Here is a 26879-nt window from a genome sequence, read left to right as displayed (position 1 = left end):
CGCACCAAACCCGGCCCCATCACCATCAGGCATGGCCTCCAATACTTCTTGGGCGTCGCCTCCGCGTGGGAAACCCTCAAAGATGTGTGAATCAGCTAGCGCGTTCGCAGGGACCCACAAGCACCGGCCGCAATTACCTTGTGAAGTCGCTGTTGTCTGTCTTTTCCAATAGCGACAGCCGCGGAGTATGGGTCCCTGCGCCCGTGCACGATTGCGCACTAGGCAGGGACGACGTTCCGCCTGGATCAGCCGACCACGCAACAAAAGCGGCGGACCTTTCGGCCCGCCGCTCATGCGCATGTGGTTGCAATACGCTTACGTGAAAAAAAGCCCCGAGCCCGCTTCAACCATGGTGGAGGCTTGCACTCTAGATTATTTTCGCGGCCGATCTATCCGGTAAACCCCGGGGGTCGGGGCAGCGGGTTGCCGATCGCGCGTCAGGTCCCATTGGCGCGGCAGCGGCTGAAGGGGCGGTGGTACCAGCCGCGCGGGCAGGCGAGCGGCGTATCAGCGACATAGCCTTCGAATGCGGCTTCAACGATCTGTCCTATCTCAACCGCTGCTTCCGCCGCCGCTTCGGCCTGACGCCGACGGCGGCGCGGGGCAGGTGAAGCGTTTCAAGCGAAGCATGCCCGCGGACTTGATCCGTGGTGGAAACCGGTTCGTGTGAAGAAAACGCGTCAAAATCAATTGCATCGAGAGCGAAAGCGATAATTTGACGCAACTTGCGGCTCGCATTCGCGTTACCATGTGATGACCATGTCAAACGACGATATCTATACGCCGCCGCGTTCACGTTCCGGGCAGTCTTCCCGGACGCGCGCGTCCGGGCGCGGCCCGGTGATCGACCAGGAAGGGCGCGAAGTCCCCGAGGCGAACCTGCACACGCAGTTCGAGGGATTGCGGTTCGATTTCGGTCATTCCGCCGCCAATCCGTTCGGCGATCTGACGCGCGAGCAGCGACTGGCGCGGCTCGATGCCATCGCCAAACTGCTTGATGTCGCCTTCATCGTGCCGGGCACCAAGTTTCGCTACGGCATCGACGGGCTGATCGGGCTGATCCCCGTGGTCGGCGACATCATCACGACGGCGATTTCGTTGTGGGTGGTGCGAGAGGCGCGCGCGCTCGGAGCGCCATGGCACATCACGGCGCGGATGCTCGCCAATGTCGCGGTTGACGGCGTGGTCGGCCTGGTGCCGGTCGCGGGCGACGCCTTCGACGTCATGTTCCGCGCCAACGTTCGCAACGTGCGCATGCTCAAGCGCTGGCTCGACCGGCAGCCGCGTTAACGCATGACGATGGAAAACATGTCGCTAAAAAACATGCCCTCGGAGATGTCCGAGGGCATGTCCATTATCGATCGCGGAATCTTAGGCCGCGTCGGCCTTGTCTTCGGCGCTGGCGGGCGCACGCGGACGGCGCGGCAGCGGGAAGGCTTCGCTTTCATAGAGCGAGCGGATGCCGCTCTGATCGAAGCGGGCTTCCTCGACCTGCAGATAAGCGCCATTCAGCGAGTCCGCCGGTAGCTCCTCGATCGCGAAGCGAACCGCTTCCGCCGCGGTGCCAAAACGCCGATAGGCAAACCCGGCCCGCTTCTTCTTGCGGATCGCGGCGGGAAACAGTTCGGCGGCGGTGTTGTAGCTGAATGGACGCATGGACGATGACCTCAATCTTTTTCGGCTCTTGCGTGGGGATTGGATGACGGTGGGCCACTATGGCGGGCCTCGCCGTGCATGTCATTTCAGGCCCCAATATAAGCTTCTTTGACAAAAATGCGACCCCTGATGCCCGACTTCGGGGGTGATGATGAATCTACGCATGGCTGCCGGGAACAAAAATTTATTCAAGTTTTTTCAATGACTTAATGGCTCAAATCTTGCCGAGCAGCAGCAGGATCAGGAGCACGATTAAAATCACGCCGGCGAGGCCCATGCCGGAATGGCCGTAGCCATAGCCATAGCCCCGGAAACGGCCGGAGAAGCCGCCTAGGAGGAATACGATCAAGATAATGATGAGTATCGTTCCAAGCGACATCGCGCGCTCCCCGAAGCACCGCGGGGCGCCTCCCAAAAAAGCGCCCGCGGCCCGGATCAAAGCATATTTCGCGCCGCGAGTCCGTGGTCGCTCCGCCGAAGAGGAGAAGTAGTCGGGCGGCACGATTGCCGCCCGGTCGTCATTGCGAGCGAAGCGAAGCAATCCATCCCACCGCGGAAAGAAAGAATGGATTGCTTCGTCGCTTCGTTCCTCGCAATGACGGAATCGCTATTTCCTCATCTCGTCGATCGGCAGCACTTTCAACGGCGTTGCATAGGGCTCGACCCGAAGGGACTCGGTGGCGATGAGGCCGATCTTGTGCAGCGGCGCCTGCTCGAGATCGCCGCCGGCGGACTTGCGCACTGCGTATTGCCACGCGCTCATCGAGCCCTTGGCGACCAGCATTTTGGCGATGCCGCCGGCGTTCTGGCCTTCCATCTGGGCAAGATCGCCCTCGCTGATCCCGATCACGATCTCGTCCTTGGCGGTGATGACCTTGAACAGGGAGACCTTTTCGGCGGCAAAGGCAGGCTGGATCACAACGCTCTCCATGATGAGGATGGCAAGCCCTAGACCAAGCAGCAGACGTTCGGAAATGTGCATGTCGAAATTCATCCTTGCTTGCGCGCCGGGCAGGCCGGGAAGCGTCCCACCAAATAAAAGCCCCGCGCGAGCTCTTGGTCGCGCGGGGGAAAAGACAGGTTCGAGTGTTACTCGAACTATTTCGGCTGCAGCTTCAAGGCCGCCGAGTTGATGCAGTAGCGCAGGCCGGTCGGGCCGGGGCCATCGGGGAAGACGTGGCCGAGATGGCCGTTGCATTTCGAGCACAAGACTTCAGTGCGGATCATGCCGTGGCTGGCATCGCGCTCCTCGTCGACATGGCTGTCCACGGCAGGTGCGGTGAAGCTAGGCCAGCCGCAGCCGGAGTCGAACTTGGCATCGGATTCGAACAGCGTCTGGCCGCAGCCGGCGCAGGTATAGGTGCCGTTGCGGTGCTCGTGCTCATATTCGCCGGAGAACGGCCGCTCGGTCGCCTTTTCGCGCAGCACGGCGTACTGCATCGGCGACAGCTCCTTGCGCCACTCGGCCTCGCTCTTGACGACCTTGCCGGATGTTTTGGTGTCGGACATCTATCCTCCTTAATTGGTGGCCTTCGCCTTGCTCACCAGCGTCGGTTTCTCGATATAGTTCTCCGCGAAGATCTTCTTCAGGTTCTCGACCTTCGGGATGTCGTTGAAGACAATATAGGGCTGGTTCGGGTGCAGCGTCAGGTAGTCCTGGTGATAGTCCTCCGCCGCGTAGAACGCCTGCAGCGGGCCGACCTTGGTCACGATCGGCTTCTTGTAGACCTTGGCGGCGTTGAGCTGGGCGATATAGGCCTCCGCCACCTTCTTCTGCTCGTCATTGGCAGTGAAGATCGCCGAGCGATATTGCGTGCCGGTGTCCGGGCCCTGGCGGTTCAATTGCGTCGGATCGTGCACGACGGAGAAAAAGATCTGCAGGATCTTGCCGTAGCTGATTTTCTTCGGATCGTATTTGATCTCGACCGCCTCGGCGTGTCCCGTCGTGCCGGTGCCGATCATGGTGTAGTTCGCGGTCATCTTGCTGCCGCCGGAATAGCCGGACACCGCGTTGAGCACGCCGGCGGTGTGCTGGTACACGCCCTGCACGCCCCAGAAACAGCCGCCGGCGATCACGGCGGTCTGGATGCCGTCAGCGGCCTGAACGTCGACGGCGGGCGGCGGAATGATGACGGCTTCCGACGAGGCGCGCGAGGGGCTGATGGTAACAGCGGCGATGGCCAGCGCGCCGATGGCGGCAGCGCACAGCGACAGGCGGCTGAGATGGCGAGGGGACATGGTTTCCTCTTTCGGCAATGGTTGGGGGCAGTCTAGAGCGGGATCGGCGTTTCGCAATCGGCTCAACTCTCTCCGATGCCCAAGATACGGCCCTGGCCGCGGATTGTTACGGCCCGCGCCACACGAGTTCGTGAATAAAGCTGCGCCCGCGCAAGGCCGTAAGGAGGGGCGATCGGTCACGCTTGACCGGTGCGGGCCTGTCTTTCCACAATGAACCGCCGGTCGCGCGCCGCGACCAAAATCCGTGTGCCGGAGCGTTCCGCCGATGTTGCAGGCCTTGTTGTTGGGTCTCCTCATGCTTGCCACCGCCGGCCCCGCGCGGGCCGCCGGCGACGTCGAAACCTGCCGAAATTCCACAGCGGAACCCACAGCACGCCTGGCGGCCTGCGAGAGCGTGATCGCCGACGAGAAAATCACCGGCCCCTCCCGGGCTGCCGCGCTTTGGTTTCGCGGCGACTCCCTGGTGAAGAAGCGCGATTACGATAGCGCGATCGCGGCGTTCACCGCCTCCCACGAGATCGCGCCCCAGAATATCAACGTCATCAACGCGCGCGGCATCGCCTACAGCTACAGGGGCGACGACGAGCGTGCGCTTGCCGACTATGATCTGTGCCTGCAGTTGCGTCCGACTTACGGCAGTGCCTACAACAACCGCGGCCTGATCTTCATGCGCAGGGGAGAGCTGCAGCGCGCGCTCGATGAGTTCAACCTGGCGGTCAAATACATCTTCAATGATCAGAGCCGATACCTGCACCACTACAATCGGGGCCGTCTGCAAGGATTGATGAAGCGGTACGAAGCCTCACTCGCCGACTTCGCCGAGGCGCAAAAGGTCAATCCCGACGGTCCGCAAGTTCCGGCCTACCGGTGCGTTACCTACACCGGCATGGGCAGGTTCGATGACGCGCTCGTTGACTGCAATGCGGCGTTGGCGAAGTCGCCGAACAATGTTTACGGGCTGACCAGCCGCGGCAATGCCTATCTCGGCAAGGGCAATCTCGATGCCGCTCTCGACGATTACAACCAGGTGCTCAAGATCAATCCGAACTACGTTCGCGCCTATGTCGGCCGCGGGCAGCTTTTCGAGAAACGCCGCAACCTCGCCGCCGCACGTGCCGACTATCGCCTGGCGGCCAACGCCGTGCAGGCGCGGCGCGAGGACATCGACACCACGCTTGCGCGTGCCGTCGCCAAGGAGCGGCTGGAAGCCTTGCTCGGCACGGCCGCGCCGACGCCACAACCAGCGGGGCCGCGCAAGGTCGCGCTGATCGTCGGCAACGGTGCCTACAGGAATGCTGCCCCGCTGGCCAATCCGACGCGCGACGCCAAACTGATCGCGTCGACCTTTCGCGAACTCGGCTTTGCCACGGTGACGCTGGCGCCCGATCTCAGCCGGGATAAATTCTTCGCCACCCTGCACGAATTCGGCCTGGAAGCCGAAAAGGCGGATTGGGCTGTCGTCTATTATGCCGGTCACGGCATGGAAATCGGCGGCGTGAATTATCTGATCCCCGTCGATGCCAGGCTGAAGGCCGACAGCGACGCGGAGACGCAGGCGGTCGCCCTTGAACAGGTGATCGCATCCGTTGCCGGCGCGCGGAAACTGCGCCTGGTGATGCTCGACGCCTGCCGCGACAACCCATTCGAAAAGACCATGCAGCGGACGATTGCGCTAAAGCTGGTCAACCGCGGTTTCTCCAACATCGAGCCGGAAGCCGGCTTCATGGTGGTCTATGCTGCCAAGCACGGCGAGACTGCACTTGATGGCGATTCCGCCAACAGCCCGTTCGCCACGGTGCTCGCGCGCGTCATCAAGGAACCGAAGATCGAGGTGCGAAAGCTGTTCGACATCGTCCGCGACGACGTCTGGAAGGCCACCAATCGCACGCAGCAGCCATTCACCTACGGATCGTTGCCGGGGCGCGAGGATTTTTACTTCGTGGCGGGGAAGTAGGTCTCGCGTCCCGGACGCGGTGCAGCCTAGGCGATGCGAAGCATCGTCCGGCAACGCTGCTCCGCAGAGCCGGGACCTATTGCCGGCCGCTTGTGGACCCCGGATCAGCAGCGCATCACTTCGTGCTGCGCAGCATCCGGGGAACGCTGCCGCTTTCGGACTACACCACCACGCTCAGCCGCTTCGCCGCGCGTGTGATGCCGGTGTAGAGCCATCTCGCCCGACTGTCCTGGAACGCAAAGCTTTCGTCGAACAGCACCACGTCGTCCCATTGCGAGCCCTGCGACTTGTGCACGGTGAGCACGTAGCCGTAGTCGAACTCGTCATAGGGCTTGCGCTGGTCCCACGGGATTGCCTCGATGCCGCCCTCGAAGCAATCATGGCGCACCGAGACCTTGGTGACCTTGTGGCCGAATTCCTCGTCGGGCGAGAGCCGCATGGTCAGGATTTTTGATTTCGTCCGCGGCTGGGTGCGTGACTTCACCCGCCACAGCCCGCCATTGAACAGGCCCTTCTTGCGGTTGTTGCGCAGGCAGACCAGCTTGTCGCCGGCCACCGGAAAGGGATCCTCGATGTTCTGTTTCTGGCGAACGCGCATGTTGTAGGCACGGCGGGTGTTGTTGCGCCCGACCAGCACCTGGTCGGCGCTCATCACGCGGTCCGGATCGAGTTCGCTGCGCGGCACCACTTCGCTCTCGCCATGGCGGCCGATTTCGAGTTCGCGGCCCTCGCGGATATCCATCGACATCCGAACGATCGGGTCGTCCTGCGCCTGGCGATGCACCTCGGTCAGCATCGCGTCGGGCTCGCAATCCGTGAAGAAGCCGCCGCCCTGGATCGGCGGCAATTGCGCGGGGTCGCCAAGCACTAGCAGGGGACAGTCGAACGACATCAGGTCGCGGCCGAGTTCGGCATCGACCATCGAACATTCGTCGATCACGATCAGTTTTGCCTTGGACGCGGGCGCGTCATCCCACAGTTCGAAGCTCGGCTGCTCGACGCCGGATTCCTTGGCGCGATAGATCAGCGAGTGAATGGTGGAGGCGTTGTCGCAACCCTTGTTGCGCATCACCAGCGCCGCCTTGCCCGTGAAGGCGGCATACTTCACCTCGCCATCGACGCCTTCGGCGATGTGGCGCGCGAGCGTGGTCTTGCCGGTGCCGGCATAGCCGAACAGCCGGAATACCGGCGGCGTGCCGCCCCTGCCGGGCTTGGCCTTCAGCCAGTCGGCAACGGCCTTCAGCGCGGAATCCTGATGCGGCGTGAACGTGGTCATGGGGTCCAGACGGAGAGAAGAGCGGGCGGAAGGCCGCGACTCAACGGAAGCGTAAAGCTAACCATTCGCGCGTTCCATGCAAGGCTGCTTCCGCGCCACGGAATTGCTGTTTCGCGGTCGAGGCTGGACTTGGGATGCATGGCGAATACACTGACCGAAAACAACAAGCGGTTTGGGAGGCGTCATGAAATTCGGCATCTTTTATGAGCTGCAACTGCCGCGCCCATGGGAGGAGGGCGACGAGCTCCGGCTCTACCAGAACGCGCTGACCCAACTCGAGACCGCCGACCGGCTCGGCTATGACCACGCCTGGGTGGTGGAACATCATTTCCTCGAGGAATATTCGCACTCGCCCGCGCCGGAATCGTTCCTCGCCGCGGCCAGCCAGCGCACAAAGAAGATCCGGCTCGGGCACGGCATCTTCCAGCTCACCACCAATCATCCTGCCAGGGTTGCGGAACGGGTTGCGGTGCTCGATCTCCTGAGCAATGGCCGCTGCGAATTCGGCATGGGCGAAAGCGCGTCGATCACCGAACTGACGCCGTTCGGCCGCGACATGGAAACCAAGCGCGAAGTGTTCGAGGAAGCGGTTCAGGCGATCTTTCCGATGTTCACGAAAGTGGGCACCGAGCATCATGGCAAGTATTTCGACATTCCCCTGCGCAACGTGGTGCCAAAACCCGTGCAGAAGCCGCATCCGCCGCTGTGGATGGCCTGCTCGCAATTGCCGACCATCGAGCGCGCCGGCGAGAACGGCTTTGGCGCGCTCGGCTTCCAGTTCGTCAGCGCGGAAGCGGCGCATGCCTGGGTGCACGCCTATTACAACGCGATCACCAAGCGGCTGAAGAAGCTCGCGGACTACGAGATCAACCCGAACATGGCGCTGGTGTCGTTCTTCATGTGCGCCAAGACCGACGAGGAGGCGCGCGCCCGTGCCGACGGCGCCACCTTCTTCCAGTTCGCACTGCGCTATTACGGCACCTCGCAGAACCGGCAGCGTCCAGACCCCGGCACCGTCAACATGTGGGACGAGTACAACAAGTGGAAGCGCGACAATCCAGAGGCGCAGGAAGCGGCGCTGCGCGGCGGCCTGATCGGATCGCCGGAAACCATCCGCAAAAAGCTGCGGCGCTTCCGCTCTTCCCATATCGATCAGGTGATCCTGCTAAACCAGGCTGGCAAGAACACCCACGAGCATATCTGCGGGTCGCTCGAGCTGTTCGCTAAAGAGGTGATGCCGGAGTTCCAGAACGACCCCGAGCATGACGCGTGGAAGAAGGGCGTGATGAGCGGGGCGATCCAGCTCGAAGAGATCGATACTGAAGCGTTTAGGGATCGTTACGGTAAGCTCGCGATCAACGTCGCGCCGACGCAGAAGGTGGCGGCGGAATAACGCTTCCGCGGATGTCGAGCCAGGCGCGGCGCGATGGGAGGGATCGCGCCGCGCCCGTGGCGCGGGCCATCAGTTCGAGTTTACAGCCGCCGTAAAGCTGCGATCGACCGCCTTGTTGACGTCGAGCTTCTTCGCCAGGATCCCGTAGCGGGTGGCGCGGTCGGAAGCTTCCTGAACCTCCCTGACCATGTTCTCGTCGATCGCGATCGGACTGGTGCGTTGCGCCTTGTAGGCGCTCAGCAGCACGTCTTCGGGAAGCTTGGTGAGTTCGGCGGTGTTCCTGGCGTATTCGGGCAGATGATCCAGCGACCATAGTCGCGCCTTGTTGAGCCGCTGCACGAGATCCTGCACGGCCGCGCGCTTGGTGGCGATGGCGCTATCGGAAGCGACGATGAAGGTGACGGTCGGTGTCAAGCCCTCGCCATTGGCAACGACCCGGGCATTGTCCTTCAGCGTTGCATAGGACACGTAGGGCTCCCACACCGCCCACGCGTCGATCGAGCCGGCGACCAGCGCGATCTTCGCATCCACCGGCCCGAGCGGCGCAAAGGTCGCGTCGTCGATTTTGTATCCGGCCTTCTCCAGCGTCGCATCGATCAGGAACTGGCCCCAGCCGCCGCGCGTTCCGGCCAGACGCTTGCCCTTGAGGTCTGCGGAGGTCTTGATCGGCGAATCCTGGCGAACCAGAATGGCCTGCGTCCTGGCATCGGAGCGCATGCCGCCGATGGCCTTGATCGGGGCGCCGGCCGCATACACCGTCAGGAACGAGAGATCGCCGGTATAGCCGACATCCAGCGCACCTGCGTTCAGCGCTTCGAGGATCGGCGCAGCAGCAGGAAATTCCGACCATTCGATCTTGTAGGGCAAATCCTTCGCGTAGCCTGAGATTTCGAGCAAGGAACGGTTGCCGCCTTTCTGGTCGCCGACGCGGAGCGTCACCGTGTCCGCGGCCAGCGCCGATGCGGTAATCGCCACGCCCATCGCGGCGCTGAACAACGTGGTGCCGATGCGACGGAGACGTGCGCGGGCGCGCGATTCAAGTTTGGTTGCATTCATGTTTTTGATCTTTCTCGTTTCATCCGCTGCATTGCGTGGGCGCAATCAGCGGTGCACGAAGCCTACGAGCGACCGAAACGCAGTCAATGAAATGGCTGACTGAATTGCGTTGCGAGGTCGCAATGAATCATTCGTTCGAATTCATTGTCGTGAAACGAAATCGCATGCAGTGTAGCTGGCGCTTAAATACTGTGCAGCAATTAGCTCGTGAATCGTGTCGTCGAACTTTCGCTGCGCGAAGCGATCGGCAGACAAATTCACAGCGCCGTGAGGCGTTGAATGCGGTTCCGATCGCGTGTGCGGGAAAAAATATCGTCGCAATCATTCGTCCAACAATAAATGCATTGTGTCTTTGTCGAATGACAGAACGCGCGTCGTTATTTTCTGCAGGCGCTCGACAGTCTGGAGCGACGGTCCCATCATTCTGACATCGCATGGTCGCGCGACGACGCGCGCATGATCGTCAGGAGATATGGAATGAGACGTCGGGAGTTTCTCGGATTGTCGGTTGGAGGCGCAATTGCTGCGTTATCGTCGCGCGCGCAGGCGCAAGCATCCCTTAAGGAAATCCGTATCGGTTACCAGAAGACCGGCGTGCTGGTGATCGCGCGGCAGCAGGCTGTGCTGGAGAAACGGTTCGCCGGCAAGCAGATCGGCATCAAGTGGATCGAGTTCACGTCAGGCCCGCCCTTGCTGGAAGCCATGAGCACCGGCAGCGTCGATCTCGGCGCGGTCGGCGATACGCCGCCGATCTTCGCGCAGGCTGCCAACGCCAATATCGTCTATGTCGCGGGATCGCCGATCACCAACGGGCAGGGCATTCTCGTTCCCGCCAATTCCGGTATTCGCACCCTCGCCGACCTGAAGGGCAAGCGCGTCGGGTTCACCAAGGGTACCAGCGCGCACAACGTGGTGATCGCCACGCTGGAGAAAGCCGGGCTGACCTATGAGGACATCACTCCGGTTTATCTGACACCGCCCGATGCAGGGCCGGCATTCGCCAATGGCAGCATCGAGGCGTGGGCGGTCTGGGATCCATATTTTGCGATTGGCGAGAAGCGCCAGAACGGCCGGATCCTCATCAATGCCCATGAAGTCGCCAAGACCAATTCGTTCTACCTCGCCAACCGCGATTTTGCGAACACCCATGTGCGGGAAACCCGCGAGGTGATCGACGGCCTGGCGGAGGCCGCGCGCTGGGCCGAGGCCAACCGCGCCGAGGTCGCGAGCGCGCTCGCCGCGGTGACCGGTGTGCCGCTCGAGGTCCAGACCGTCGCCGCCAACCGCGCATCTTTCCTGATCGGCCCCGTCACCGACGAGATTGTCACGACGCAGCAGGCGGTCGCCGATCGCTTCCACAAGCTCGGCCTGATTCCAAAGCCGATCGCCGTGCGCGACATTGTCTGGCGCCATACCCAAAGCTGAATTCCAACAAAGGACGTAACTCATGACGCGTTTGATTCAACGCTGGATCGCCAGCGCCGTGCTGTCGGTCAGCATGGTCGCGGCGACCGTCGGCGCTTCCTACGGCCAGGACAAGGTGGTCCGCATCGGCTTCCAGAAATACGGCAAGCTGGTGCTGCTCAAGAGCAAGGGCACTCTGGAAGAGAAGCTGAAGGCCGCCGGCTACAAGGTGGTGTGGACGGAGTTTCCATCCGGCCCGCCGCTGCTCGAAGCGCTCAATGTCGGCGCGATCGATTTCGGCAACACCGGCGAAGCGCCGCCGATCTTCGCGCAGGCCGCGGGCGCGCCGATCCAGTACGTCGCCTATGAGCCGCCGGCGCCGAAGGGCGAGGCGATCCTGGTGCCGAAGGACAGCAAGCTGGCTTCGGTCGCGGACCTCAAAGGCAAAAAGGTCGCGCTGAACAAGGGCTCCAACGTTCACTATCTGCTGGTGAAGGCACTGGAGAAAGCCGGCGTCAAATATTCCGAGATCGAGCCGGTGTTTCTGGCGCCGGCCGATGCCCGCGCAGCGTTCGAGCGCGGCGCGGTCGATGCCTGGGTGATCTGGGATCCGTTCCAGGCCGCCGCCGAGGCCGCCACCGGCGCGCGTACGCTCGCCGACGGCACCGGCATTGTCGCGAACTACCAGTTCTACTTCTCGTCCAAGAAGTTCCTGGAGGCCGACCCGAAGATCGTCGATCTCGTGCTGACGCAACTTAGTGAGGTCGACGACTGGGCCAAGGGCGACATCCATGCGGTCGCCGAGCAACTCGCGCCTGCGATCGGGCTTTCCGTCCCGGTCGTCGAAGTCGCGCTCAAGCGGCAGTCCTGCGGAATCAAGCCGATCACCGAGAGCGTGATCGCCGACCAGCAACAGGTCGCGGATACGTTCTTCTCGCTCGGACTAATCCCGAAGCAAATCAAGATTTCTGACGTGGCCCGGAGGTCCGGATCGTGAGCACGCAACCCAACGCCAATATTCTCTGGTTCCTGCCGACGCATGGTGACGGCCGTTATCTCGGCACCACCACCGGCGGCCGCGAGGTGAACTTCAATTACCTGCGCCAGATCGCGCAGGCCGCGGACCAACTCGGCTATTTCGGCGTGCTGCTGCCGACCGGGCGAAGCTGCGAGGATTCATGGGTGACAGCCTCGGCCGTGGCGCCATGGACCGAGCGGCTGCGCTATCTCGTGGCTGTCAGGCCCGGTCTGCAATCGCCAAGTGTCGCAGCCCGCATGACCGCGACGCTCGACCGGGTGTCGAATGGACGGTTGCTGATCAATGTCGTGACCGGCGGCGACCCGAGCGAGAACAAGGGCGACGGCGTCTTCCTTTCGCATGACGAGCGCTACGAGGTGACCCGCGAGTTCCTCAACGTCTATAGCGACCTTTTGGCGGGCAAGACCGTCAATGTCGAGGGCAAGCATATCCGCATCGAGGACGGCAGGTTGCTGTTCCAGCCGGTGCAGTCACCACGGCCGCCGCTCTATTTCGGCGGATCATCGGATGCTGGCATCGACGTTGCCGTCGATACCGTCGACAAATACCTGACCTGGGGCGAGCCGCCGGCGCAGGTCGCCGAAAAGGTCAATCGCGTGAAGGCCGCTGCAGCCGCACGTGGACGAAAGCTTTCCTTCGGCATTCGCCTCCATGTGATCGTGCGCGAAACCAATGCCGAAGCCTGGAAGGCCGCTGATGAACTGATCCAGCACGTGACCGACGAAACCGTCGCTTCCGCGCAAAAGATCTTCTCGCGGATGGATTCGGTCGGCCAGCAGCGCATGGCCCAGCTTCACGGCGGCCGCCGTGACAAGCTCGAGATCAGTCGCAATCTCTGGGCCGGCGTCGGCCTGGTGCGCGGCGGTGCGGGCACTGCGTTGGTTGGCGATCCCGAGACGGTCGCGGCTCGGATCAGGGAATATCAGGATATCGGCATCGATACCTTCATCATGTCGGGTTACCCGCATCTGGAGGAAGCCTATCGCTTCGCCGAACTGGTGTTCCCGCTGCTGTCGCTCGCACAGCCAAGCAACGTCACGCCGATCCGCCTCAACACCGGGCCGTTCGGCGAAACCATCGGCAACGAATACCGCCCGCAGAAACAGGCATCGCAATCATGAGTCTCATCGACAGTCTTCCGCGCGTTGGCGCACCCAAATTGCCGCGGATCGACGGCCTGATCCCGTGGATCGTGCCGCTCGCGATCATCCTGATATGGCAGCTTGCCTGCGTCACCGGCTTCGTGTCCGCACGCGTGCTGCCGGCGCCGAGCGACGTCGCGCTGGCGGGATGGAAGCTCCTGCTCTCAGGCGAACTCGCCCGCAACATCTGGGTCAGCTTCTGGCGCGCCAGCATCGGATTCTTGATCGGCGGCAGCATCGGCTTCATGCTCGGCCTTGCCAACGGTCTGTCGCCGACCTCCAGCAAGCTGACCGATACGACGCTGCAGATGGTGCGCAACATCCCGCATCTGGCGTTGATCCCGCTGGTCATCCTGTGGTTCGGGATCGATGAATCGGCAAAGCTGTTCCTGGTCGCACTTGGCGTGTTCTTCCCGATCTATCTGAACACGCTGCACGGCATCCGCACCGTCGATCCGCAATTGATCGAGATGGGACGGATCTACGGCATGACCGATGGCGAGTTGTTCCGCCGGGTGATCTTCCCGGGTGCCTTGCCGTCGATCTTCGTCGGCGTACGGTTCGCGCTCGGCATCATGTGGTTGACGCTGATCGTGGCCGAAACCATCGCCGCATCATCGGGCCTCGGCTACATGGCGATGCAGGCGCGCGAATTCATGCTGATCGATGTCGTGGTGCTGTCGATCCTGATCTATGCCTTGCTCGGCAAGCTCGCCGACAGTGCCTCGCGTACGCTGGAGCGGCTGACGCTGTCCTGGCATCCGGCCTTCCAGAAACATTGAGGATAATATGCAAGAAGCCCTTCGTTTTCTTTCTCCCGGCGCAGAGCCGGTCGATCGCGCCGACTTCGTCGAACAGGCGCGGTTGCTTCGGCGCGGTTCGGAAGCGCAGGCCCGCGGGCTTTCGCTGACCCTCCGGGGATTGCGCAAATCCTTCGGCGACAATGAGGTGCTGCGCGGCATCGATCTGCATATCCCCGCCGGCCAGTCGGTTGCGATCGTCGGCCGCAGCGGCTGCGGCAAGAGCACGTTGCTGCGGCTGATCGCCGGCCTGGAGACTATTACCGCCGGCACGATCAGCCTTGGCGAAGACGCGCGACCAGAAGACGTCCGGGTCATGTTCCAGGAGCCGCGGCTGTTGCCGTGGGCACGGGTGCTGTCGAACGTCGAAGTCGGTCTCGGACGTGAGCGGACCTCGGCGGACGCGCAGGCCCGCGCCGAGAGCGCACTGGTCGAGGTCGGTCTCGCCGACAAGCGGTCGCAGTGGCCGGCGGTCCTGTCAGGCGGACAGAAGCAGCGCGTGGCGCTGGCACGGGCGTTGGTTAGCCAACCGCGCGTTCTCGCCTTCGACGAGCCGCTTGGCGCGCTCGATGCCTTAACGCGCATTTCGATGCAGCGGCTGCTCGAGCGGGTCTGGCACGATCAGGGCTTTACCGCGATCCTGGTGACGCATGACGTCGCCGAGGCCGTGGCCCTGGCCGATCGCGTGCTTGTCATCGAGGACGGTCGCATCGCCGAGGATTTCAGCGTCGATGTTCCCCGTCCGCGCCAGCGCGGTTCGGCTGAGCTCGCTGTGCTGGAAGGCGCGATCCTGAAAAATCTTCTGGAAGGCACGGAAGATACTTCCGACCTGTGAGGCGCCCATGAACTCCATTGTTCGCTCCGTGTCGATCGAAACCGATGTTACCTCCGGCGATTTTCGAAAGGCCATGCGCCAATTGACGGGTGGCGTCAGCGTCATCACCGCAGGAAGGGGCAGGGACATCTTGGGGATGACAGTGACGTCGGTGTCATCCTTGTCGGTCGATCCGCCGGCATTGATCGTCAGTATCAATCGGGAATCGTCCTCCTGGCCACTCGTAAAGCGCTACGGCTTCTTCGGCGTCAACATTTTGACGTCGGACCAGATCGACATCGCCGAGCGGTTTACCGGCAAGGGCGGCCTGAAGGGCGCCGATCGCTTTGCCGGCGCCAGATGGACGACGCGCGCCTCCAGCGTGCCGTTGCTGGTCGGCGCGCTGGCGGCGATCGACTGCGAGGTCGAGGACATCGTCGAGCGGCATTCGCATGCGATCGTCATCGGCCGCGTTCTGGATGTTGCGGTGTCAGCACGCACCGCGGCGCTGGCCTATGGCAGGGGCGCTATGTCGCCATCGATCAGGACGAGGATGCGGCGAAGCTTGCCGAGGTCAGCGTGCCGACGCGGAAGTCCGCACGGAAGTTCTGACGGAGGTACGCCGGGGGGTACTGGGCTGGCTTTTTTGCCGCATCCGATCTAAACCCGGCAAATGAAGCGTCTCGCAACCTGGGTATTTTACGGCGTCGGCGCGCTCGCGATCGCCTATCTCGCGCTGTATGCCTATGCGGTTTTCACCGGGCGTGACCTGCAGCCCGGCGATCCCATTCACATTTTCCGCAAGCCGGATGCGCCGAGCTATTCCGCTCTTTCCACGTCATTGCGAGCGTAGCGAAGCAATCCATCCCTCGGCATAACCGATAGATGGATTGCTTCGTCGCTTTCGCTCCTCGCAATGACGGAGGCGGGGCGTGAGGCTCTACCCCGCCGCGACAAACCGCTGATGCTCACCCGCGCCGGCCGGCGTGATCGGTATGCCGCCGTCGGCATATTCGTTCAGCTTGTTGCGCAGCGTGCGGATCGAGATGCCGAGGATGTTGGCGGCATGGGTCCGGTTGCCCAGGCAGTGTTTCAGCGTCTCCAGGATCAGGTCGCGTTCGACATCGGCGACAGTGCGGCCGACGAGTGCCCGCGTCACCTGTTCGGCGGCAAAGGTGGCGTGGGCCACGGCGGGCGGGGTTTTGGCGAGGTCGAGGCGGTCGCCGTCCGGCGTCAGGATCGCATCGGCGCCGATCTCGTCGCCCTGCGCCATCAGCACCGAACGATGGATGGTGTTCTCCAGTTCGCGGACGTTGCCCTGCCAGCGGTTCGATGTCAGCACGCGCCGCGCATCGGCGGAAATCGGCCGCAGCGGCACGCCGTTGGCGTCGGCGTATTTTTTTGCAAAATGCTGCGCCAGTTCGAGAATGTCGGCCGGACGGTCACGCAGCGGCGGGATCTTCAGATTGACGACGTTGAGGCGAAACAGCAGGTCCTCACGGAAAGTGCCTTCGCGCACGGCATCAGAGAGGTTGCGGTTCGAGGTCGCGATGATGCGGATATCGACCGGCACCGGCTTGGTGCCGCCGACGCGGTCAATCACGCGCTCCTGAATCGCGCGCAGCAGCTTGGATTGCAGCCGAACGTCCATCTCGGAGATTTCGTCGAGCAGCAGCGTGCCGCCGGTGGCTTCTTCGAACTTGCCGATGCGGCGGGCGACGGCGCCGGTGAAGGCGCCCTTCTCGTGGCCGAACAATTCGGACTCCAGCAGATGCTCGGGGATCGCTGCGCAATTGATCGAAATGAAGGGCCGCTTGGCGCGTCCCGAGCGGGAGTGGACATAACGCGCCAGAACTTCCTTGCCGGTGCCGGATTCGCCGGTGATCATCACGGAGGCGTCGGAGCCCGCGATCTGCTGCGCCAGCTTGACGACCTTGCCCATGGCTTCGTCGCGATAGATCAGGTCACGTGAATCATTGGCGACGGCGGCGAGCACGGCGGCGATCAGTTCGGGATCGGGCGGCAGCGGGATGTATTCCTTGGCGCCGGCGTGGATCGCAGCCACCGCGGCGCGGGCGTCGTTGGAGATGCCGCAGGCCACGATCGGCACGTGGATGTGCTCGGCTTCCAGCCGCATCACCAGGTCGCGGATGTCGAGGGCGACGTCGACCAGCAGCAGGTCGGCGCCCTTGCCGCCGCGCAGCACTGCCATCGCCTGTTCGATCGCTTCGGCGTGGGTCACCGAGGCCCCGTTTTGCATCGCGATCTTGGTGGCGGTCGTGAGCTGGCCCTTCAATGTGCCAACGATGAGAAGCCGCATTTTTTATCTCCTGTCCGTCTGTTCGCGCCGTTCGCGGCGCGTGTCGCCAAAATTGTTAACTGCGTTCCGCTTTGATGATTTCCGTCATGGTCACACCGAGCTTGTCTTCCACCAGCACGACCTCGCCACGCGCCACCAGGCGGTTGTTGACGTAGATGTCGATGGCCTCGCCGACGCGACGGTCCAGTTCGAGCACGGTGCCGGGTCCGAGCTTCAACAATTCGCCGACGTCCATCTTGGAGCGGCCGAGCACGGCCGAGACCTGCACCGGTACGTCGAACACGGCCTCGAGGTCGGCCGCGATGCGCGAGGCCTGTTCGTCCTCGTTGTAGGCCAGATCGTCGATCGGCGGGGCGTCCGCGGCGTTGAGATCGGGTAGCGGTACCTGTGCGTCGGTGTCACTCATGGTTCAGTCCTCATGGCCTTTACGTTCCGGCCTGATCGCGGGACGCCAGATAGCGCCCGACGAGTTCGCTGATCTTCACTTCGATGGCGGCGCGTTCCAGCACCACGCCGCCGTCGGCCCATTCGATCCGGCAGTCGCCGGTGGCGATGCCCGGCTCGGCCAGAATCACCAGCCGGCCCTCGAAGCCGCTTTGGGCTGCCTGCCGTTCAATCTTCTCGCGGGCGGCCTCGTAGAGCTGGTCGTTGATGCGGACGACGAGATGCGGCGTTGCGACCAGATGCGAGAAGCAGTCGCTGACCAGCGCCATGATCTCGCCGAGCGGTTCGCGGACGATCAGTTCGCTGCACAGCTTGCGCGCGACTGCAACCGCGACTTCGACCGCCTCGGTTTCCATCCTGGCCTCGATGCCGGAGAAACGCGTGGCGATGCCGCGGATGGTGATGCCGATCTCTTCCAGCGCCAGCGCCGAGCGGCGGTCACTCTCCACCCTGGCCTCGTGCAGGGCCGTCTCGTAGCCGGCGCGGTAGGCACGCGCCTCGGCCTCCGCGATCTTCTGCGCGATCTCGGCGGCCGTTGCCGCACGCTCGCGCGTCTTGTCCGGCGCTGCGAAGTCCGTGTCGAACAGGAATTTTGCGGGCGCGGCCATCAGTACACCAGCTCGTCGTCGGCGCGGTTCTTGGTCAGCGTGATTTCGCCCCTGGCGGCCATGTCCTTGGCAAGGTTGACGAGCAGCGCCTGCGCCTCGTCGACATCGCGCAGCCGCACCGGTCCCATCGCGGCCATGTCGTCCATCAGCATCTTGCCGGCGCGCGAGGACATGTTGCCGAGGAAGAAGGCACGCACCTCCTCATTGGCGCTCTTCAGCGCGATGCCGAGCTTGTCCTTGTCGACATTGCGCATCAGCGTCTGGGCCGAGGCGGAGTCGAGCTTGATCAGGTCGTCGAAGGTGAACATCAGCGCCTTGATGCGCTCGGCGGATTCGCGGTTTTCCTCTTCCAGTGAGGTGATGAAGCGGGTCTCGGTCTGGCGATCGAAATTGTTGAAGATTTCGGCCATCACCTCGTGGGCGTCGCGGCGGCGGGTCTGCGACAGGTTGGACATGAATTCGGTGCGCAGTGTCTGCTCGACGCGCTCGATGACTTCTTTCTGCACCGCTTCCATCTTCAGCATGCGGCCGACCACGTCGAGGGCGAGATCCTCGGGCAGGATCGCCAGCACGCGTGCGGCGTGCTCCGGCTTCAGTTTCGACAGCACCACTGCAATGGTCTGCGGGTATTCGTTCTTGAGATAGTTGGCGAGCACCTCTTCCTGGACGTTGGAGAGTTTCTCCCACATGTTGCGGCCGGCGGGGCCGCGAATTTCGTCCATGATGCCGGTGACGCGCTCGGACGGCAGATATTGCTGCAACAGCCGTTCGGTGGCGTCGAAGGTGCCCATCAGGGCGCCAGACGCCGACATCCGCGAAACGAATTCGAGCAACAGGTCTTCCACGATGTCGGCCTCGACGGTGCCGAGCGTCGACATATGAATCGACAGTTCGCGTACCTCGTCGTCATCGAGCAGTCCCCACACCTTGCCGCCATATTGTTCGCCGAGCGCCAGCATCAGGATGGCGGCGCGCTTCGGGCCGCTCAGCGGTTTGCCCTTGGGCCGGCTCGCCTGACGGCTCGCCAGCGCCGAGATGACGGTGGTGATGTCGTTGGCGTTTGAGGTTTGCGGTACGGCGGCCATGTCAGTTCTCGACGGGTTCGCTGAGCCATTGGCGAACGATGGAAGCGGTCTCGTTCGGATTGCGTTCGGCCAGTTCGCCGACCCGGTGCACGGCTTGCGCGTGGACCTGGCCCTGGACCTGGGCGACGTCGATCAATTGGGCGGCGCCGCTGGTGCCGGCAATAAGGGCCTGACCGGGGCCGAGTTCGGCCTGCGTGCCGTCAGTCAAAGCGAGCGCTGGTTCGGCCTGCGCGGGAATGACTTCGGCAGCCAGGATGCGCTTGACCAGCGGGCGGATCACCATGAACAGCACCACGAGGCCGAGCAGCATCATGACGCCGAGTTCGATGACGTACATGACGTCATCCTTGGTGAACTGCAGCATGCCGAGAAGGCCGGTCGGCTCAACAACCGCGGGCACGGTCGGCGCTTCGGCAAAGCGAAGATTGACGACCTCGACCTGGTCGCCGCGCTTCTGGTCGAAGCCGATCGCCGAGCGGACCAGCGTGGCGATGCGGTCGAGCTGTTCCTTGCTGCGGTCCTGATAGACCATTTCGCCTTTTTCGTTCTTGGTATAGGCGCCGTCGACCAGCACCGCGACCGAGATCCGGTTGACCCGTCCGGCCTCGGTGACCTCGGTCTTGGTGGTGCGGGAAATCTCGTAATTGTTGGTTTCTTCGCTCTTCTTGCTCTGGTCGCGGGCCGCAGGCCCGGTGGTGTTGGTCTGGTTGTTGGGCAGTTCGTTGTTGACCGTCACCTGGCCGTTGTTCTCGGCGGTCAGCGAGGATTCCTCGCGGCTCTGGCTGGAGCGCAGCACACGGCCCTCGGGATCGAACTTGTCCGAGGTCTGGGTGACCTTGTTGTAGTCGAAGTCGGCGGTGAGCTGGACGCGGGCGCGGCCCTGGCCGACCACCGAGGAGACGATCGCCTCGACCTCGTTGCGCATGCGCTTCTCGAACGCCGCCCGGCGCTCTTCACCGACGGCGATATCGGCTTCCTTGCCGGCGCCGTCAGCCAGCAGCCGGCCGGCTTCGTCGACGATCGACACCCGCTGCGGCTTCAATCCGTTGACGGCGGAGGCGACGACATGGCGGATGGCGCGGATCTGCTGGGGTTCGAGACTGCCGCGCACCCGCACCACGATCGAGGCCGACGGCTCCGGCGCCTCGCGCGCGAACAAGGGCCGTTCCGGCAGCACCAGATGGACGCGGGCGGCCTGGATGCGGTCGATGGCGCGGATGGTGCGGGCGAGTTCGCCCTCCAGCGCGCGCAGATGGTTGATGTTCTGGACGAAGCTCGTGGTGCCGAGCGCGTCGGACTTGTCGAAAATCTCGTAGCCGACGCCACCGCCCTTGGGCAGATTGGCTTCGGCGAGCTTCATCCGCAGCCGCGTGACCTTGTCCTTCGGCACCATGATGACCGCGCCTTCGTTGCGCAGCTCGAAGGGAATCGCCTGGCGCTCCAGATCCTTGATGATGCTGGAGGAATCTTCGGTGGTGAGATCGGTGAACAGCGTCGTCATCTGCGGCGTCGTGACGCGCATGATGACGAAGGCGAAGAAGCCGATCAGCGCGGTCGTCACCGCAACCATGGCCATCAGCCTTGCCGCACCCAGGCCTTTAAGGAAAGCAACGAGACTTTGCACCAACCGCCCCCAGGATTCGGCCCGAGGGACCGACTGGGCAATTATTGCCTAGGGGATGGTTTCCATATGGTTAACAATACTTAAAGCCGCCGCGAATAGTTCCGACATGAAAAAAACCGGCTTCGCAAAACGAAGCCGGTTTTCATCAAATTTTTCGGTTCGGGAGAGTTTACTGCCGATATTGCTGGATGCGGGTGGTCCGCAAGCCGGCCAGACCATGCTGATCGATGGAAAACTGCCAGGACAGGAACTCGTCGACGGTCAGCGTATAGCGGCTGCAGGCTTCCTCGAGGGAGAGCAGGCCACCACGGACCGCCGCAACGACTTCGGCCTTGCGGCGGATGACCCAACGTTTGGTGCCTGGCGCGGGCAGGTCAGCAATTGTTAACGGACTGCCGTCAGGCCCGATGACGTATTTTACCCTCGGGCGATGGGGTTCTGTCATGGCGTACTCACAAACTCTCAACCACTGAACTCACGGTAGAAAATCTACGCCCCTCGGCTTAAAATTTACCTAAGCCCACTGCTTCAATACGAATCTCCTTGAAAATGACCTGGAAATGGCTGCGGCCCGGGCCTCCGGGAACGCTGTTGCGTTCACTCGGGGGACCGGGCCGTAAAGGCCGGATTAAGGAATACGGCGGGCTGAAGGATCAGCTCGAGGTGGTCGAACGCATCACCCGTTTGATCTTGTCGGTTGTATAGCTTTGGCCGCCGATCGATACCAGCGGTGGGGATGCGGTGAGGTCCACCGAATCCACGATGCCCTGGACTTCGGTCGAGATAGCGACGGTATTGCCCGAACTGTCCTTACCGGTGGCGGTCAGAGTGTAGTTGCCGGGCGGCCATTGCACGCCGTCATTGCCCTTGCCGTCCCAAACGAAGCTGGAGCCGCCTTTCTTGAGCGCAAAGTTTCCACTATATGCCGTCTGGCCCGCCGAGTTGGTGATCGTGATCGTCGCGCTGGTCTCTTTCTCGGACTGGAAATTCCAGGTCGCCGATTTGTCGAACGCAGCCTTGCTGCCGTCGACGGAAACGGTATTGCCGACATAGATCAGCGCGTTCGTCGCCTGCGCGCTCTTTTCGATCTCCACTAGCGACTTCAACTGCTCGTTCGACTTGAGCTGTTGCTCGATGCCGGCAAACTGCACGAGCTGCTGGGTGAACTGGTTGGTGTCGAGCGGATCCATCGGATTCTGGTGCTGGAGCTGCGTGGTCAGCAGCGTCAGGAAGGTCTGGAAATTATCCGCGATTCCCGTTGTCTTCTCCGAAGCGGTGTTGTTGCTCGTAGCGGTGCCGGTGCCGGGCGCCGAGACGACCGTCGTCGGCATGGTTGCATTAACTGCCATGGCGCTCTCCCTTAAACCCTGATGTCGACGCCGCCGCTCGCACCGAGCATGCGGCCATAGTTGCGGCCGGCGACGATGGCCGGCACGCTGTCTTCCTCGCTGACGACGAGGCGATGCGCGTTGGGATTTGACTGGTTGCCGTCGTTCTGGCCCTGCGAGGATTGGTCGCGCAGGCTGAACTGCAGGCCGCCATTGCCGGTCGAGAGTCCGGCGTTGTCGAGTGCGCGCTGCAACTGGTTGGCGTCCTGGCGAAGCATCGACAGCGTTTCCGGCCGCTCGACCGTCAGATGCGAGGTCATCTGGCCGTGGCGATCGATATCGATGCGGACATCGATGCGGCCGAGTTCGGCGGGATCGAGCCGGATTTCGAAGCGGGTCTTGCCGCTCCTGGCTGAAGCTGCGATTTCCATCGCAAGTCCGCTCACCGGTACCGGCGCGCTTGCGGCAGCCGTGGCGGTGAACTGGGCAGCAGTTGCCGGCGTCGTGGTGGAAGCCGGTTGCTGCGTCTGGATCGCGCCGGCAGCCTGCAGGCCGTTGCCGGAGGAATTGACGGGCGTTTGGCCGATATCTGAGGTGGCAAGATGTGCGTGGGCTTGCGCATTAGCGGCCGGCGGCGCGATGGAATTCCCTGACGCGTCGGCCTTCACGGCGTCGGCGACGCCATTCTCGGACTTCGGCTTGCCCGCTGCTTCGGTCGGCGCCGTGACGGCGGGCACGATGGTATCAGCGGCAGGTGTAGCGGGCGCGGCGGTGTCGGTGGTGCCGGCCTGCTCGACTGCCGTCGTGGCGCCCTTCCTGGCGAGATCGGGGTTCTTGAGTTGCGCGCCGGCTTTGGTGGCGGCGGGCGTCGCCGCGACTACTGAAGCGGCCTGGGCAATACCGGCTGCGATGGATGGGTCGGCGGATGTGGCCTGGGCGCTGACGGCCTGGCCGACCGCGCCTTGCGCGCTGGTCTTGGCGCCGCCGTCGGCTTGTGCGGCGTTCGCTGTTGCGGGCTGGGTTACGGCGGCGGCGGCCTCGGTGGCTTCAGCGGCGGGAGCCGCCGGCGCGGTCTCGGCGGCGAGCGAAGCGGAGGCCGCGATCGCTGCCGCTGCGATGGCAAGCGGTGCGGTCGCCTTGTCGGTTGCGGATGTCGCGGAAGCTGTCGCCGCTGGCGTTGCGGCAGTCGGGATGGCAACAGCAATGGCGTCGGCCGTCACCACGGCCGTTCCATCCTGCGTTGTCTCGGCCTGATCCGTTACCGGGGAAGCGTCGCTGGAAGATGCCTGCGTCGTCTCGTCGGACTTCGCCCCATCGGCCTTCGGCGCGTCGGACTTCGATTTGGCGCGGCGGGCCGTCGCGGCCTTGTCGGTATCGGCCTTGGCGTCGACCTTGTTGTCGTCGCGTGCCTTGTCGCTTTGTGCTTTGGCCGCGGCGTTGCGATCATTCGAATCGTTGCGCGCGGCCTTGTCCGATGCGGCAGCATTGTCGCGCGAGCGGTTGTCGGGCGCGGCTTGCGTATCGTCGGAGCGGCGCGGGGCGGGCGCGTTGTCCTGGGTGCGATTGTCGTTGTTGCTGGCGACCAGCGCGGCGAAGCTATCGTTTCCGGCGGATGGCTCGGAATCCGGCCGGGCGGACCTTGCCGCCGCGTTCTGGAAAGATGCGTTTGCCGACACTTCTGACGTGACACTAACCACGGGTAACCCTCGCGCTGAACTCTCGGCTACCATTCAGCAAGGACCGGGCCACTCGGTATGGCAAAAAATATCAAGTTATTTCAAATACTTACGGGAATGTCGACCAAATTTCGGAGCATGATCGCAACCCCTTTTCTGCCCGGCGGCAAGATTTGCCGTCCTGGACACGCTCCAAAATGGCGATCGGCTGATTGCCTCGCGGGAATACGGCCTATATTAAAGAGCGGTGTCCGATCCGGTCCGGTATGACCGAATGATGACCTAAGGCCTTATAATAAAAGGCTTTTTAACCCTGACCGCGAGCCGCTCGGCGCGTTCGCGATTGAAGTCGATGACCTCTGGCATGCGAAGCAGTCTGGATCTCGAGGGCCGTCCGCAGGACACACGGATCGTGGTCGCCATGTCTGGCGGCGTCGACTCGTCGGTGACGGCTGCCTTGCTGAAGTCCGAGGGCTATGACGTGGTCGGGATCACGCTGCAGCTTTACGATCATGGCGCGGCCACTCATCGCAAGGGCGCCTGCTGCGCCGGCCGCGACATCCACGACGCCCGCAACGTCGCCGAGCGGATCGGCATTCCGCATTACGTGCTCGACTATGAAAGCCGCTTCCGCGAATCCGTGATCGACAATTTTGCCGACAGCTACGCGCTCGGCGAAACGCCGGTGCCCTGCATCGAGTGCAACCGCTCGGTCAAGTTTCGCGACCTCTTGGCGACTGCGCGCGAACTCGGCGCGAGTGCGCTCGCGACCGGACACTATGTCGCCTCGCGCCGCCTCGGCGATGGATCGCGTGCGCTGGTGTGCGCTGCCGATGCCGATCGCGACCAGAGCTATTTCCTGTTCGCGACCACGCGCGAGCAGCTCGATTATCTGCGCTTTCCGCTCGGCGACATGACCAAGCCCCAGGCGCGCGAACTGGCACGGCGCTTCGGCCTCGAAGTCGCCGACAAGCAGGACAGCCAGGACATCTGCTTCGTGCCGACCGGGCGCTACACCGACATCATCGGTCGCCTGAAGCCCGGCGCGATCGAGCCCGGCGACATCGTCGATCTCGAAGGCCGTACCATTGGCCGGCATCAGGGCATCGTTCATTTCACCGTCGGCCAGCGCAAGGGGCTCGGCATCGCCGCCGGCGCGCCGCTCTATGTCGTCAAGCTCGATGCGGCCAGCCGCCGCGTCGTGGTGGGGCCGCGCGAGGCATTGCGGATGGATCGCATTCTGTTGCGTGACGTCAACTGGATCGGCGACGGGCTGCTGGATCGCGTCATCGGCGACGGCATCGAGATGTTCGTGCGCGTGCGCTCGACCCGCGCGCCGCAGCCGGCCTGGTTGCGCGCGGTCGACGGCGGTTATGAGGTCGAACTTGTTGCCGGCGAAGAGGGCGTTTCACCCGGCCAGGCCTGCGTGTTCTACGACGCGCCTGCGGGACAGGCGCGCGTGCTCGGCGGCGGATTCATCAAGAGCGCGACCGCACGCCATGCGGCGGCGAGGGCAGGGTCGCAGCAAGCGACCGCGCCGCTCGCCGAGGTGATGCGCAGCTAAGAAAAAATCGGGGCATTGGGAATGGCTGGGGATATCGACCGCGAGGGGGTCGAAAAGGCTTATGGGCGCTGGGCGCCGGTCTACGATCTCGTGTTCGGCAAGGTGTTCGACGAGGGCCGCCGGTCGACCATTGCGGAAGCCGACAAGATCGGCGGGCGCGTTCTCGATGTTGGCGTCGGTACCGGGCTGTCGCTGTCTGAATATTCGCGCAACACGAAATTATGCGGCGTCGACATTTCCGAACCGATGCTGCGGCGTGCGCGGAAGCGCGTGCGCGAGTTCGGCCTGACCAATGTCGAAACGCTTGCGGTGATGGACGCCAAGAATCTCGCGTTCAAGGACTCATATTTCGATGCGGTGGTGGCGCAATATGTCATCACGGCGGTGCCGGATCCGGAACGCACACTGGATGATTTCATCCGCGTGTTGAAACCCGGCGGCGAGCTCATTCTGGTCAATCACATCGGTGCCGAAAGCGGCCCGCGCCGCATGTTCGAGCTGGCGTTCGCGCCATTGGCGCGGCGGCTCGGCTGGCGACCGGAATTCCCATGGGAACGTCTGACCAACTGGGCAGCCAAGCATGGCGGCGTCACCCTGACCGAGCGGCGCCCGATGCCGCCGATGGGACATTTTTCGCTGATCCGTTTTCGGAAATCGTGAAGCGCATAGCCTTTTCGCTCAAGAAAACGCGTCAAAAAAAGCGACAGTTTGACTGCGGAACCTCTGCGAGCACAGGCCGTTTCCCTTATATGGCAATGAAACGCGCCCTTCTGATCTCATGTATGTGGGCGGCGACTGCGAGCATGGCGGCCGCACAAGCCCCGCCGAGCCCGACAACGCCCCCGGCCCGGACAGCGCCGCCATCGCCTGAGCGCACCGCCAATTGCGCGCCGATGCAGCCCGCGCCGCACTCCGGCACCTCGGTTCCGGAAGGAACGACCACCGGCCAACGGGCCGAGCCGCTCGGCGACAAACTGGCGCGCTCGGACGGCGTATTGTGTCCGCCGCCCGGCGTCGATCCCGAAATGCACGCGCCTGCGCCGGACGCGGGCAAGACGCCTGTGATTCCGCCCCCCGGCAGCCCCGGTGGCGACCCGACAATCCGGCCGAAATAGCGCTATTTGCAGATGCTTGGCCGAACCGCTGGCTTTGCTTGACAGGCCCTTAACCCACTCCTTATATGCCGCGCGTTCGCGAATGCGGTATAGTGTGCCGCGATGGCGAACCGTGGCGAGGTAGCTCAGCTGGTTAGAGCACGGGAATCATAATCCTGGGGTCGGGGGTTCGAGTCCCTCTCTCGCTACCAAGATTTTCCCGTAATTTCAGAAGCTTAACGAGGACGAAGCCTACGCCTGACGTCGTCGAAATGAGAAAATTTTCCACCCGGATAAGTTTCCCTGCGCTCGTCGGTTGCGGCCTCTCACCGGCCGCGATGCAATCCGTCCGACGCGCGCGTAA

The 26879-nt window shown here is 63.1% G+C and carries 27 protein-coding genes, 1 tRNA gene and 2 pseudogenes; 15 read left to right on the top strand and 15 right to left on the bottom strand.

Features of this window, described 5'->3' with window-relative positions; translation table 11 throughout:
- Window positions 1-500 precede the first annotated feature (500 nt).
- A pseudogene (locus tag IVB22_RS21480) lies at window positions 501-611 on the top strand (AraC family transcriptional regulator); the annotation flags it as partial.
- Window positions 612-753: 142 nt separating this feature from the next.
- A complete protein-coding gene (locus IVB22_RS21475) occupies window positions 754-1290 on the top strand; it encodes a DUF4112 domain-containing protein (protein WP_247519265.1) in 537 nt (178 codons plus the stop codon).
- Window positions 1291-1371: 81 nt separating this feature from the next.
- On the opposite strand, the gene IVB22_RS21470 is transcribed toward IVB22_RS21475, so the two are convergent.
- The 5 genes from IVB22_RS21470 to msrA form a co-directional block, all read right to left on the bottom strand.
- Complete coding sequence (locus tag IVB22_RS21470) at window positions 1372-1656, bottom strand: hypothetical protein (protein ID WP_212417802.1); 285 nt, start codon at window positions 1654-1656, stop codon at window positions 1372-1374.
- A gap of 214 nt (window positions 1657-1870) precedes the next feature.
- Entirely contained in the window at window positions 1871-2035 is a 165-nt protein-coding gene (locus tag IVB22_RS21465) for a DUF3309 family protein (RefSeq protein WP_247519264.1), read from the bottom strand.
- A 228-nt stretch (window positions 2036-2263) separates the two neighbouring features.
- Window positions 2264-2650: a hypothetical protein gene (locus tag IVB22_RS21460; protein WP_247519263.1), complete on the bottom strand. Its 387-nt coding sequence runs from the start codon at window positions 2648-2650 to the stop codon at window positions 2264-2266.
- A 104-nt stretch (window positions 2651-2754) separates the two neighbouring features.
- Window positions 2755-3165 carry a peptide-methionine (R)-S-oxide reductase MsrB gene (gene msrB, locus IVB22_RS21455; protein WP_247519262.1) on the bottom strand — a complete coding sequence of 137 codons (411 nt, stop codon included), beginning with the start codon at window positions 3163-3165 and terminating at the stop codon, window positions 2755-2757.
- Between the two features lie 9 nt (window positions 3166-3174).
- The gene (gene msrA, locus IVB22_RS21450) at window positions 3175-3894 is read right to left on the bottom strand and encodes a peptide-methionine (S)-S-oxide reductase MsrA (protein WP_247519261.1); all 720 of its coding nucleotides are present in this window, start codon (window positions 3892-3894) and stop codon (window positions 3175-3177) included.
- Window positions 3895-4159: 265 nt separating this feature from the next.
- Between msrA and IVB22_RS21445 the strand changes: the two genes are divergently transcribed.
- Window positions 4160-5848: a caspase family protein gene (locus IVB22_RS21445; RefSeq protein WP_247519260.1), complete on the top strand. Its 1689-nt coding sequence runs from the start codon at window positions 4160-4162 to the stop codon at window positions 5846-5848.
- Between the two features lie 160 nt (window positions 5849-6008).
- Here IVB22_RS21445 and IVB22_RS21440 read toward each other — a convergent pair whose 3' ends face one another.
- Window positions 6009-7124, bottom strand: a complete 1116-nt coding sequence (locus IVB22_RS21440) for an ATP-dependent RecD-like DNA helicase (protein ID WP_247519259.1) — start codon at window positions 7122-7124, stop codon at window positions 6009-6011.
- 184 nt (window positions 7125-7308) lie between these two features.
- Between IVB22_RS21440 and IVB22_RS21435 the strand changes: the two genes are divergently transcribed.
- Window positions 7309-8517, top strand: coding sequence for an LLM class flavin-dependent oxidoreductase (locus IVB22_RS21435; protein ID WP_247519258.1), 1209 nt, complete (start codon window positions 7309-7311; stop codon window positions 8515-8517).
- 69 nt (window positions 8518-8586) lie between these two features.
- Here the strand turns inward: IVB22_RS21435 and IVB22_RS21430 are convergent, their stop codons facing one another.
- Window positions 8587-9498 (bottom strand): ABC transporter substrate-binding protein, encoded by a 912-nt coding sequence (locus IVB22_RS21430; protein ID WP_374207599.1) that lies wholly within the window; start codon window positions 9496-9498, stop codon window positions 8587-8589.
- Window positions 9499-10050: 552 nt separating this feature from the next.
- Here IVB22_RS21430 and IVB22_RS21425 point away from each other — a divergent pair.
- The 7 genes and pseudogenes from IVB22_RS21425 (at window position 10051) to IVB22_RS21395 (ending at window position 15625) form a co-directional block, all read left to right on the top strand.
- The gene (locus tag IVB22_RS21425; RefSeq protein ID WP_247519256.1) at window positions 10051-10998 is read left to right on the top strand and encodes a sulfonate ABC transporter substrate-binding protein; all 948 of its coding nucleotides are present in this window, start codon (window positions 10051-10053) and stop codon (window positions 10996-10998) included.
- A gap of 22 nt (window positions 10999-11020) precedes the next feature.
- Window positions 11021-11974 carry a sulfonate ABC transporter substrate-binding protein gene (locus IVB22_RS21420; RefSeq protein ID WP_247519255.1) on the top strand — a complete coding sequence of 318 codons (954 nt, stop codon included), beginning with the start codon at window positions 11021-11023 and terminating at the stop codon, window positions 11972-11974.
- Window positions 11968-13137, top strand: a complete 1170-nt coding sequence (ssuD, locus tag IVB22_RS21415; RefSeq protein ID WP_374207598.1) for an FMNH2-dependent alkanesulfonate monooxygenase — start codon at window positions 11968-11970, stop codon at window positions 13135-13137. The genes IVB22_RS21420 and ssuD overlap by 7 nt, the downstream gene beginning before the upstream one ends.
- Window positions 13134-13940 (top strand): aliphatic sulfonate ABC transporter permease SsuC, encoded by an 807-nt coding sequence (ssuC, locus tag IVB22_RS21410; RefSeq protein ID WP_247519253.1) that lies wholly within the window; start codon window positions 13134-13136, stop codon window positions 13938-13940. The genes ssuD and ssuC overlap by 4 nt, the downstream gene beginning before the upstream one ends.
- A gap of 7 nt (window positions 13941-13947) precedes the next feature.
- Complete coding sequence (locus IVB22_RS21405) at window positions 13948-14793, top strand: ATP-binding cassette domain-containing protein (protein WP_247519252.1); 846 nt, start codon at window positions 13948-13950, stop codon at window positions 14791-14793.
- A 7-nt stretch (window positions 14794-14800) separates the two neighbouring features.
- Window positions 14801-15384: pseudogene (locus tag IVB22_RS21400) on the top strand (flavin reductase family protein).
- Window positions 15385-15445: 61 nt separating this feature from the next.
- Window positions 15446-15625: a hypothetical protein gene (locus IVB22_RS21395; protein ID WP_214487673.1), complete on the top strand. Its 180-nt coding sequence runs from the start codon at window positions 15446-15448 to the stop codon at window positions 15623-15625.
- A gap of 87 nt (window positions 15626-15712) precedes the next feature.
- Here IVB22_RS21395 and IVB22_RS21390 read toward each other — a convergent pair whose 3' ends face one another.
- The 8 genes from IVB22_RS21390 to IVB22_RS41645 form a co-directional block, all read right to left on the bottom strand.
- Window positions 15713-17092 carry a sigma-54-dependent Fis family transcriptional regulator gene (locus tag IVB22_RS21390; RefSeq protein WP_247519251.1) on the bottom strand — a complete coding sequence of 460 codons (1380 nt, stop codon included), beginning with the start codon at window positions 17090-17092 and terminating at the stop codon, window positions 15713-15715.
- Window positions 17093-17147: 55 nt separating this feature from the next.
- Entirely contained in the window at window positions 17148-17498 is a 351-nt protein-coding gene (gene fliN, locus IVB22_RS21385) for a flagellar motor switch protein FliN (protein WP_108521346.1), read from the bottom strand.
- 19 nt (window positions 17499-17517) lie between these two features.
- The gene (locus IVB22_RS21380) at window positions 17518-18144 is read right to left on the bottom strand and encodes a FliH/SctL family protein (RefSeq protein WP_247519250.1); all 627 of its coding nucleotides are present in this window, start codon (window positions 18142-18144) and stop codon (window positions 17518-17520) included.
- Window positions 18144-19229 carry a flagellar motor switch protein FliG gene (gene fliG, locus IVB22_RS21375; protein WP_247519249.1) on the bottom strand — a complete coding sequence of 362 codons (1086 nt, stop codon included), beginning with the start codon at window positions 19227-19229 and terminating at the stop codon, window positions 18144-18146. The genes IVB22_RS21380 and fliG overlap by 1 nt, the downstream gene beginning before the upstream one ends.
- A 1-nt stretch (window position 19230) precedes the next feature.
- Window positions 19231-20853: a flagellar basal-body MS-ring/collar protein FliF gene (fliF, locus tag IVB22_RS21370; RefSeq protein WP_247519248.1), complete on the bottom strand. Its 1623-nt coding sequence runs from the start codon at window positions 20851-20853 to the stop codon at window positions 19231-19233.
- Between the two features lie 169 nt (window positions 20854-21022).
- Entirely contained in the window at window positions 21023-21298 is a 276-nt protein-coding gene (locus tag IVB22_RS21365) for a DUF1153 domain-containing protein (RefSeq protein WP_002714638.1), read from the bottom strand.
- Between the two features lie 208 nt (window positions 21299-21506).
- Window positions 21507-22202: a flagellar hook assembly protein FlgD gene (locus IVB22_RS21360; RefSeq protein WP_247519247.1), complete on the bottom strand. Its 696-nt coding sequence runs from the start codon at window positions 22200-22202 to the stop codon at window positions 21507-21509.
- A gap of 11 nt (window positions 22203-22213) precedes the next feature.
- Entirely contained in the window at window positions 22214-23878 is a 1665-nt protein-coding gene (locus tag IVB22_RS41645) for a flagellar hook-length control protein FliK (protein ID WP_247519246.1), read from the bottom strand.
- 343 nt (window positions 23879-24221) lie between these two features.
- On the opposite strand from IVB22_RS41645, the gene mnmA reads away from it, so the two are divergent.
- The 4 genes from mnmA to IVB22_RS21335 all read left to right on the top strand — a co-directional run bounded on the left by mnmA (window position 24222) and on the right by IVB22_RS21335 (window position 26727).
- The gene (mnmA, locus tag IVB22_RS21350) at window positions 24222-25421 is read left to right on the top strand and encodes a tRNA 2-thiouridine(34) synthase MnmA (RefSeq protein ID WP_247519245.1); all 1200 of its coding nucleotides are present in this window, start codon (window positions 24222-24224) and stop codon (window positions 25419-25421) included.
- Window positions 25422-25442: 21 nt separating this feature from the next.
- Window positions 25443-26081 carry a class I SAM-dependent methyltransferase gene (locus IVB22_RS21345; protein WP_247519244.1) on the top strand — a complete coding sequence of 213 codons (639 nt, stop codon included), beginning with the start codon at window positions 25443-25445 and terminating at the stop codon, window positions 26079-26081.
- Between the two features lie 143 nt (window positions 26082-26224).
- Window positions 26225-26536 carry a hypothetical protein gene (locus tag IVB22_RS21340; RefSeq protein ID WP_374207593.1) on the top strand — a complete coding sequence of 104 codons (312 nt, stop codon included), beginning with the start codon at window positions 26225-26227 and terminating at the stop codon, window positions 26534-26536.
- Window positions 26537-26650: 114 nt separating this feature from the next.
- Window positions 26651-26727: transfer RNA gene (locus IVB22_RS21335), tRNA-Met, on the top strand.
- Window positions 26728-26879: the final 152 nt, after the last annotated feature.

The sequence above is a fragment of the Bradyrhizobium sp. 190 genome (assembly GCF_023073415.1).
Taxonomy (GTDB): Bacteria; Pseudomonadota; Alphaproteobacteria; order Rhizobiales; family Xanthobacteraceae; genus Bradyrhizobium.
The sequence above is the reverse complement of the archived record's forward strand: the minus strand, read 5'-3'. Positions and strand labels throughout refer to the sequence as shown.

Coding starts and splice junctions, on each gene's coding strand:
- IVB22_RS21475 (WP_247519265.1), top strand. CDS start 754: ATGACCATGTCAAACGACGATATCTATACGCCGCCGCGTTCACGTTCC.
- IVB22_RS21470 (WP_212417802.1), bottom strand. CDS start 1,656: ATGCGTCCATTCAGCTACAACACCGCCGCCGAACTGTTTCCCGCCGCG.
- IVB22_RS21465 (WP_247519264.1), bottom strand. CDS start 2,035: ATGTCGCTTGGAACGATACTCATCATTATCTTGATCGTATTCCTCCTA.
- IVB22_RS21460 (WP_247519263.1), bottom strand. CDS start 2,650: ATGAATTTCGACATGCACATTTCCGAACGTCTGCTGCTTGGTCTAGGG.
- msrB (WP_247519262.1), bottom strand. CDS start 3,165: ATGTCCGACACCAAAACATCCGGCAAGGTCGTCAAGAGCGAGGCCGAG.
- msrA (WP_247519261.1), bottom strand. CDS start 3,894: ATGTCCCCTCGCCATCTCAGCCGCCTGTCGCTGTGCGCTGCCGCCATC.
- IVB22_RS21445 (WP_247519260.1), top strand. CDS start 4,160: ATGTTGCAGGCCTTGTTGTTGGGTCTCCTCATGCTTGCCACCGCCGGC.
- IVB22_RS21440 (WP_247519259.1), bottom strand. CDS start 7,124: ATGACCACGTTCACGCCGCATCAGGATTCCGCGCTGAAGGCCGTTGCC.
- IVB22_RS21435 (WP_247519258.1), top strand. CDS start 7,309: ATGAAATTCGGCATCTTTTATGAGCTGCAACTGCCGCGCCCATGGGAG.
- IVB22_RS21430 (WP_374207599.1), bottom strand. CDS start 9,498: ATGGGCGTGGCGATTACCGCATCGGCGCTGGCCGCGGACACGGTGACG.
- IVB22_RS21425 (WP_247519256.1), top strand. CDS start 10,051: ATGAGACGTCGGGAGTTTCTCGGATTGTCGGTTGGAGGCGCAATTGCT.
- IVB22_RS21420 (WP_247519255.1), top strand. CDS start 11,021: ATGACGCGTTTGATTCAACGCTGGATCGCCAGCGCCGTGCTGTCGGTC.
- ssuC (WP_247519253.1), top strand. CDS start 13,134: ATGAGTCTCATCGACAGTCTTCCGCGCGTTGGCGCACCCAAATTGCCG.
- IVB22_RS21405 (WP_247519252.1), top strand. CDS start 13,948: ATGCAAGAAGCCCTTCGTTTTCTTTCTCCCGGCGCAGAGCCGGTCGAT.
- IVB22_RS21395 (WP_214487673.1), top strand. CDS start 15,446: ATGAAGCGTCTCGCAACCTGGGTATTTTACGGCGTCGGCGCGCTCGCG.
- IVB22_RS21390 (WP_247519251.1), bottom strand. CDS start 17,092: ATGCGGCTTCTCATCGTTGGCACATTGAAGGGCCAGCTCACGACCGCC.
- fliN (WP_108521346.1), bottom strand. CDS start 17,498: ATGAGTGACACCGACGCACAGGTACCGCTACCCGATCTCAACGCCGCG.
- IVB22_RS21380 (WP_247519250.1), bottom strand. CDS start 18,144: ATGGCCGCGCCCGCAAAATTCCTGTTCGACACGGACTTCGCAGCGCCG.
- fliG (WP_247519249.1), bottom strand. CDS start 19,229: ATGGCCGCCGTACCGCAAACCTCAAACGCCAACGACATCACCACCGTC.
- IVB22_RS21365 (WP_002714638.1), bottom strand. CDS start 21,298: ATGACAGAACCCCATCGCCCGAGGGTAAAATACGTCATCGGGCCTGAC.
- IVB22_RS21360 (WP_247519247.1), bottom strand. CDS start 22,202: ATGGCAGTTAATGCAACCATGCCGACGACGGTCGTCTCGGCGCCCGGC.
- mnmA (WP_247519245.1), top strand. CDS start 24,222: ATGCGAAGCAGTCTGGATCTCGAGGGCCGTCCGCAGGACACACGGATC.
- IVB22_RS21345 (WP_247519244.1), top strand. CDS start 25,443: ATGGCTGGGGATATCGACCGCGAGGGGGTCGAAAAGGCTTATGGGCGC.
- IVB22_RS21340 (WP_374207593.1), top strand. CDS start 26,225: ATGGCGGCCGCACAAGCCCCGCCGAGCCCGACAACGCCCCCGGCCCGG.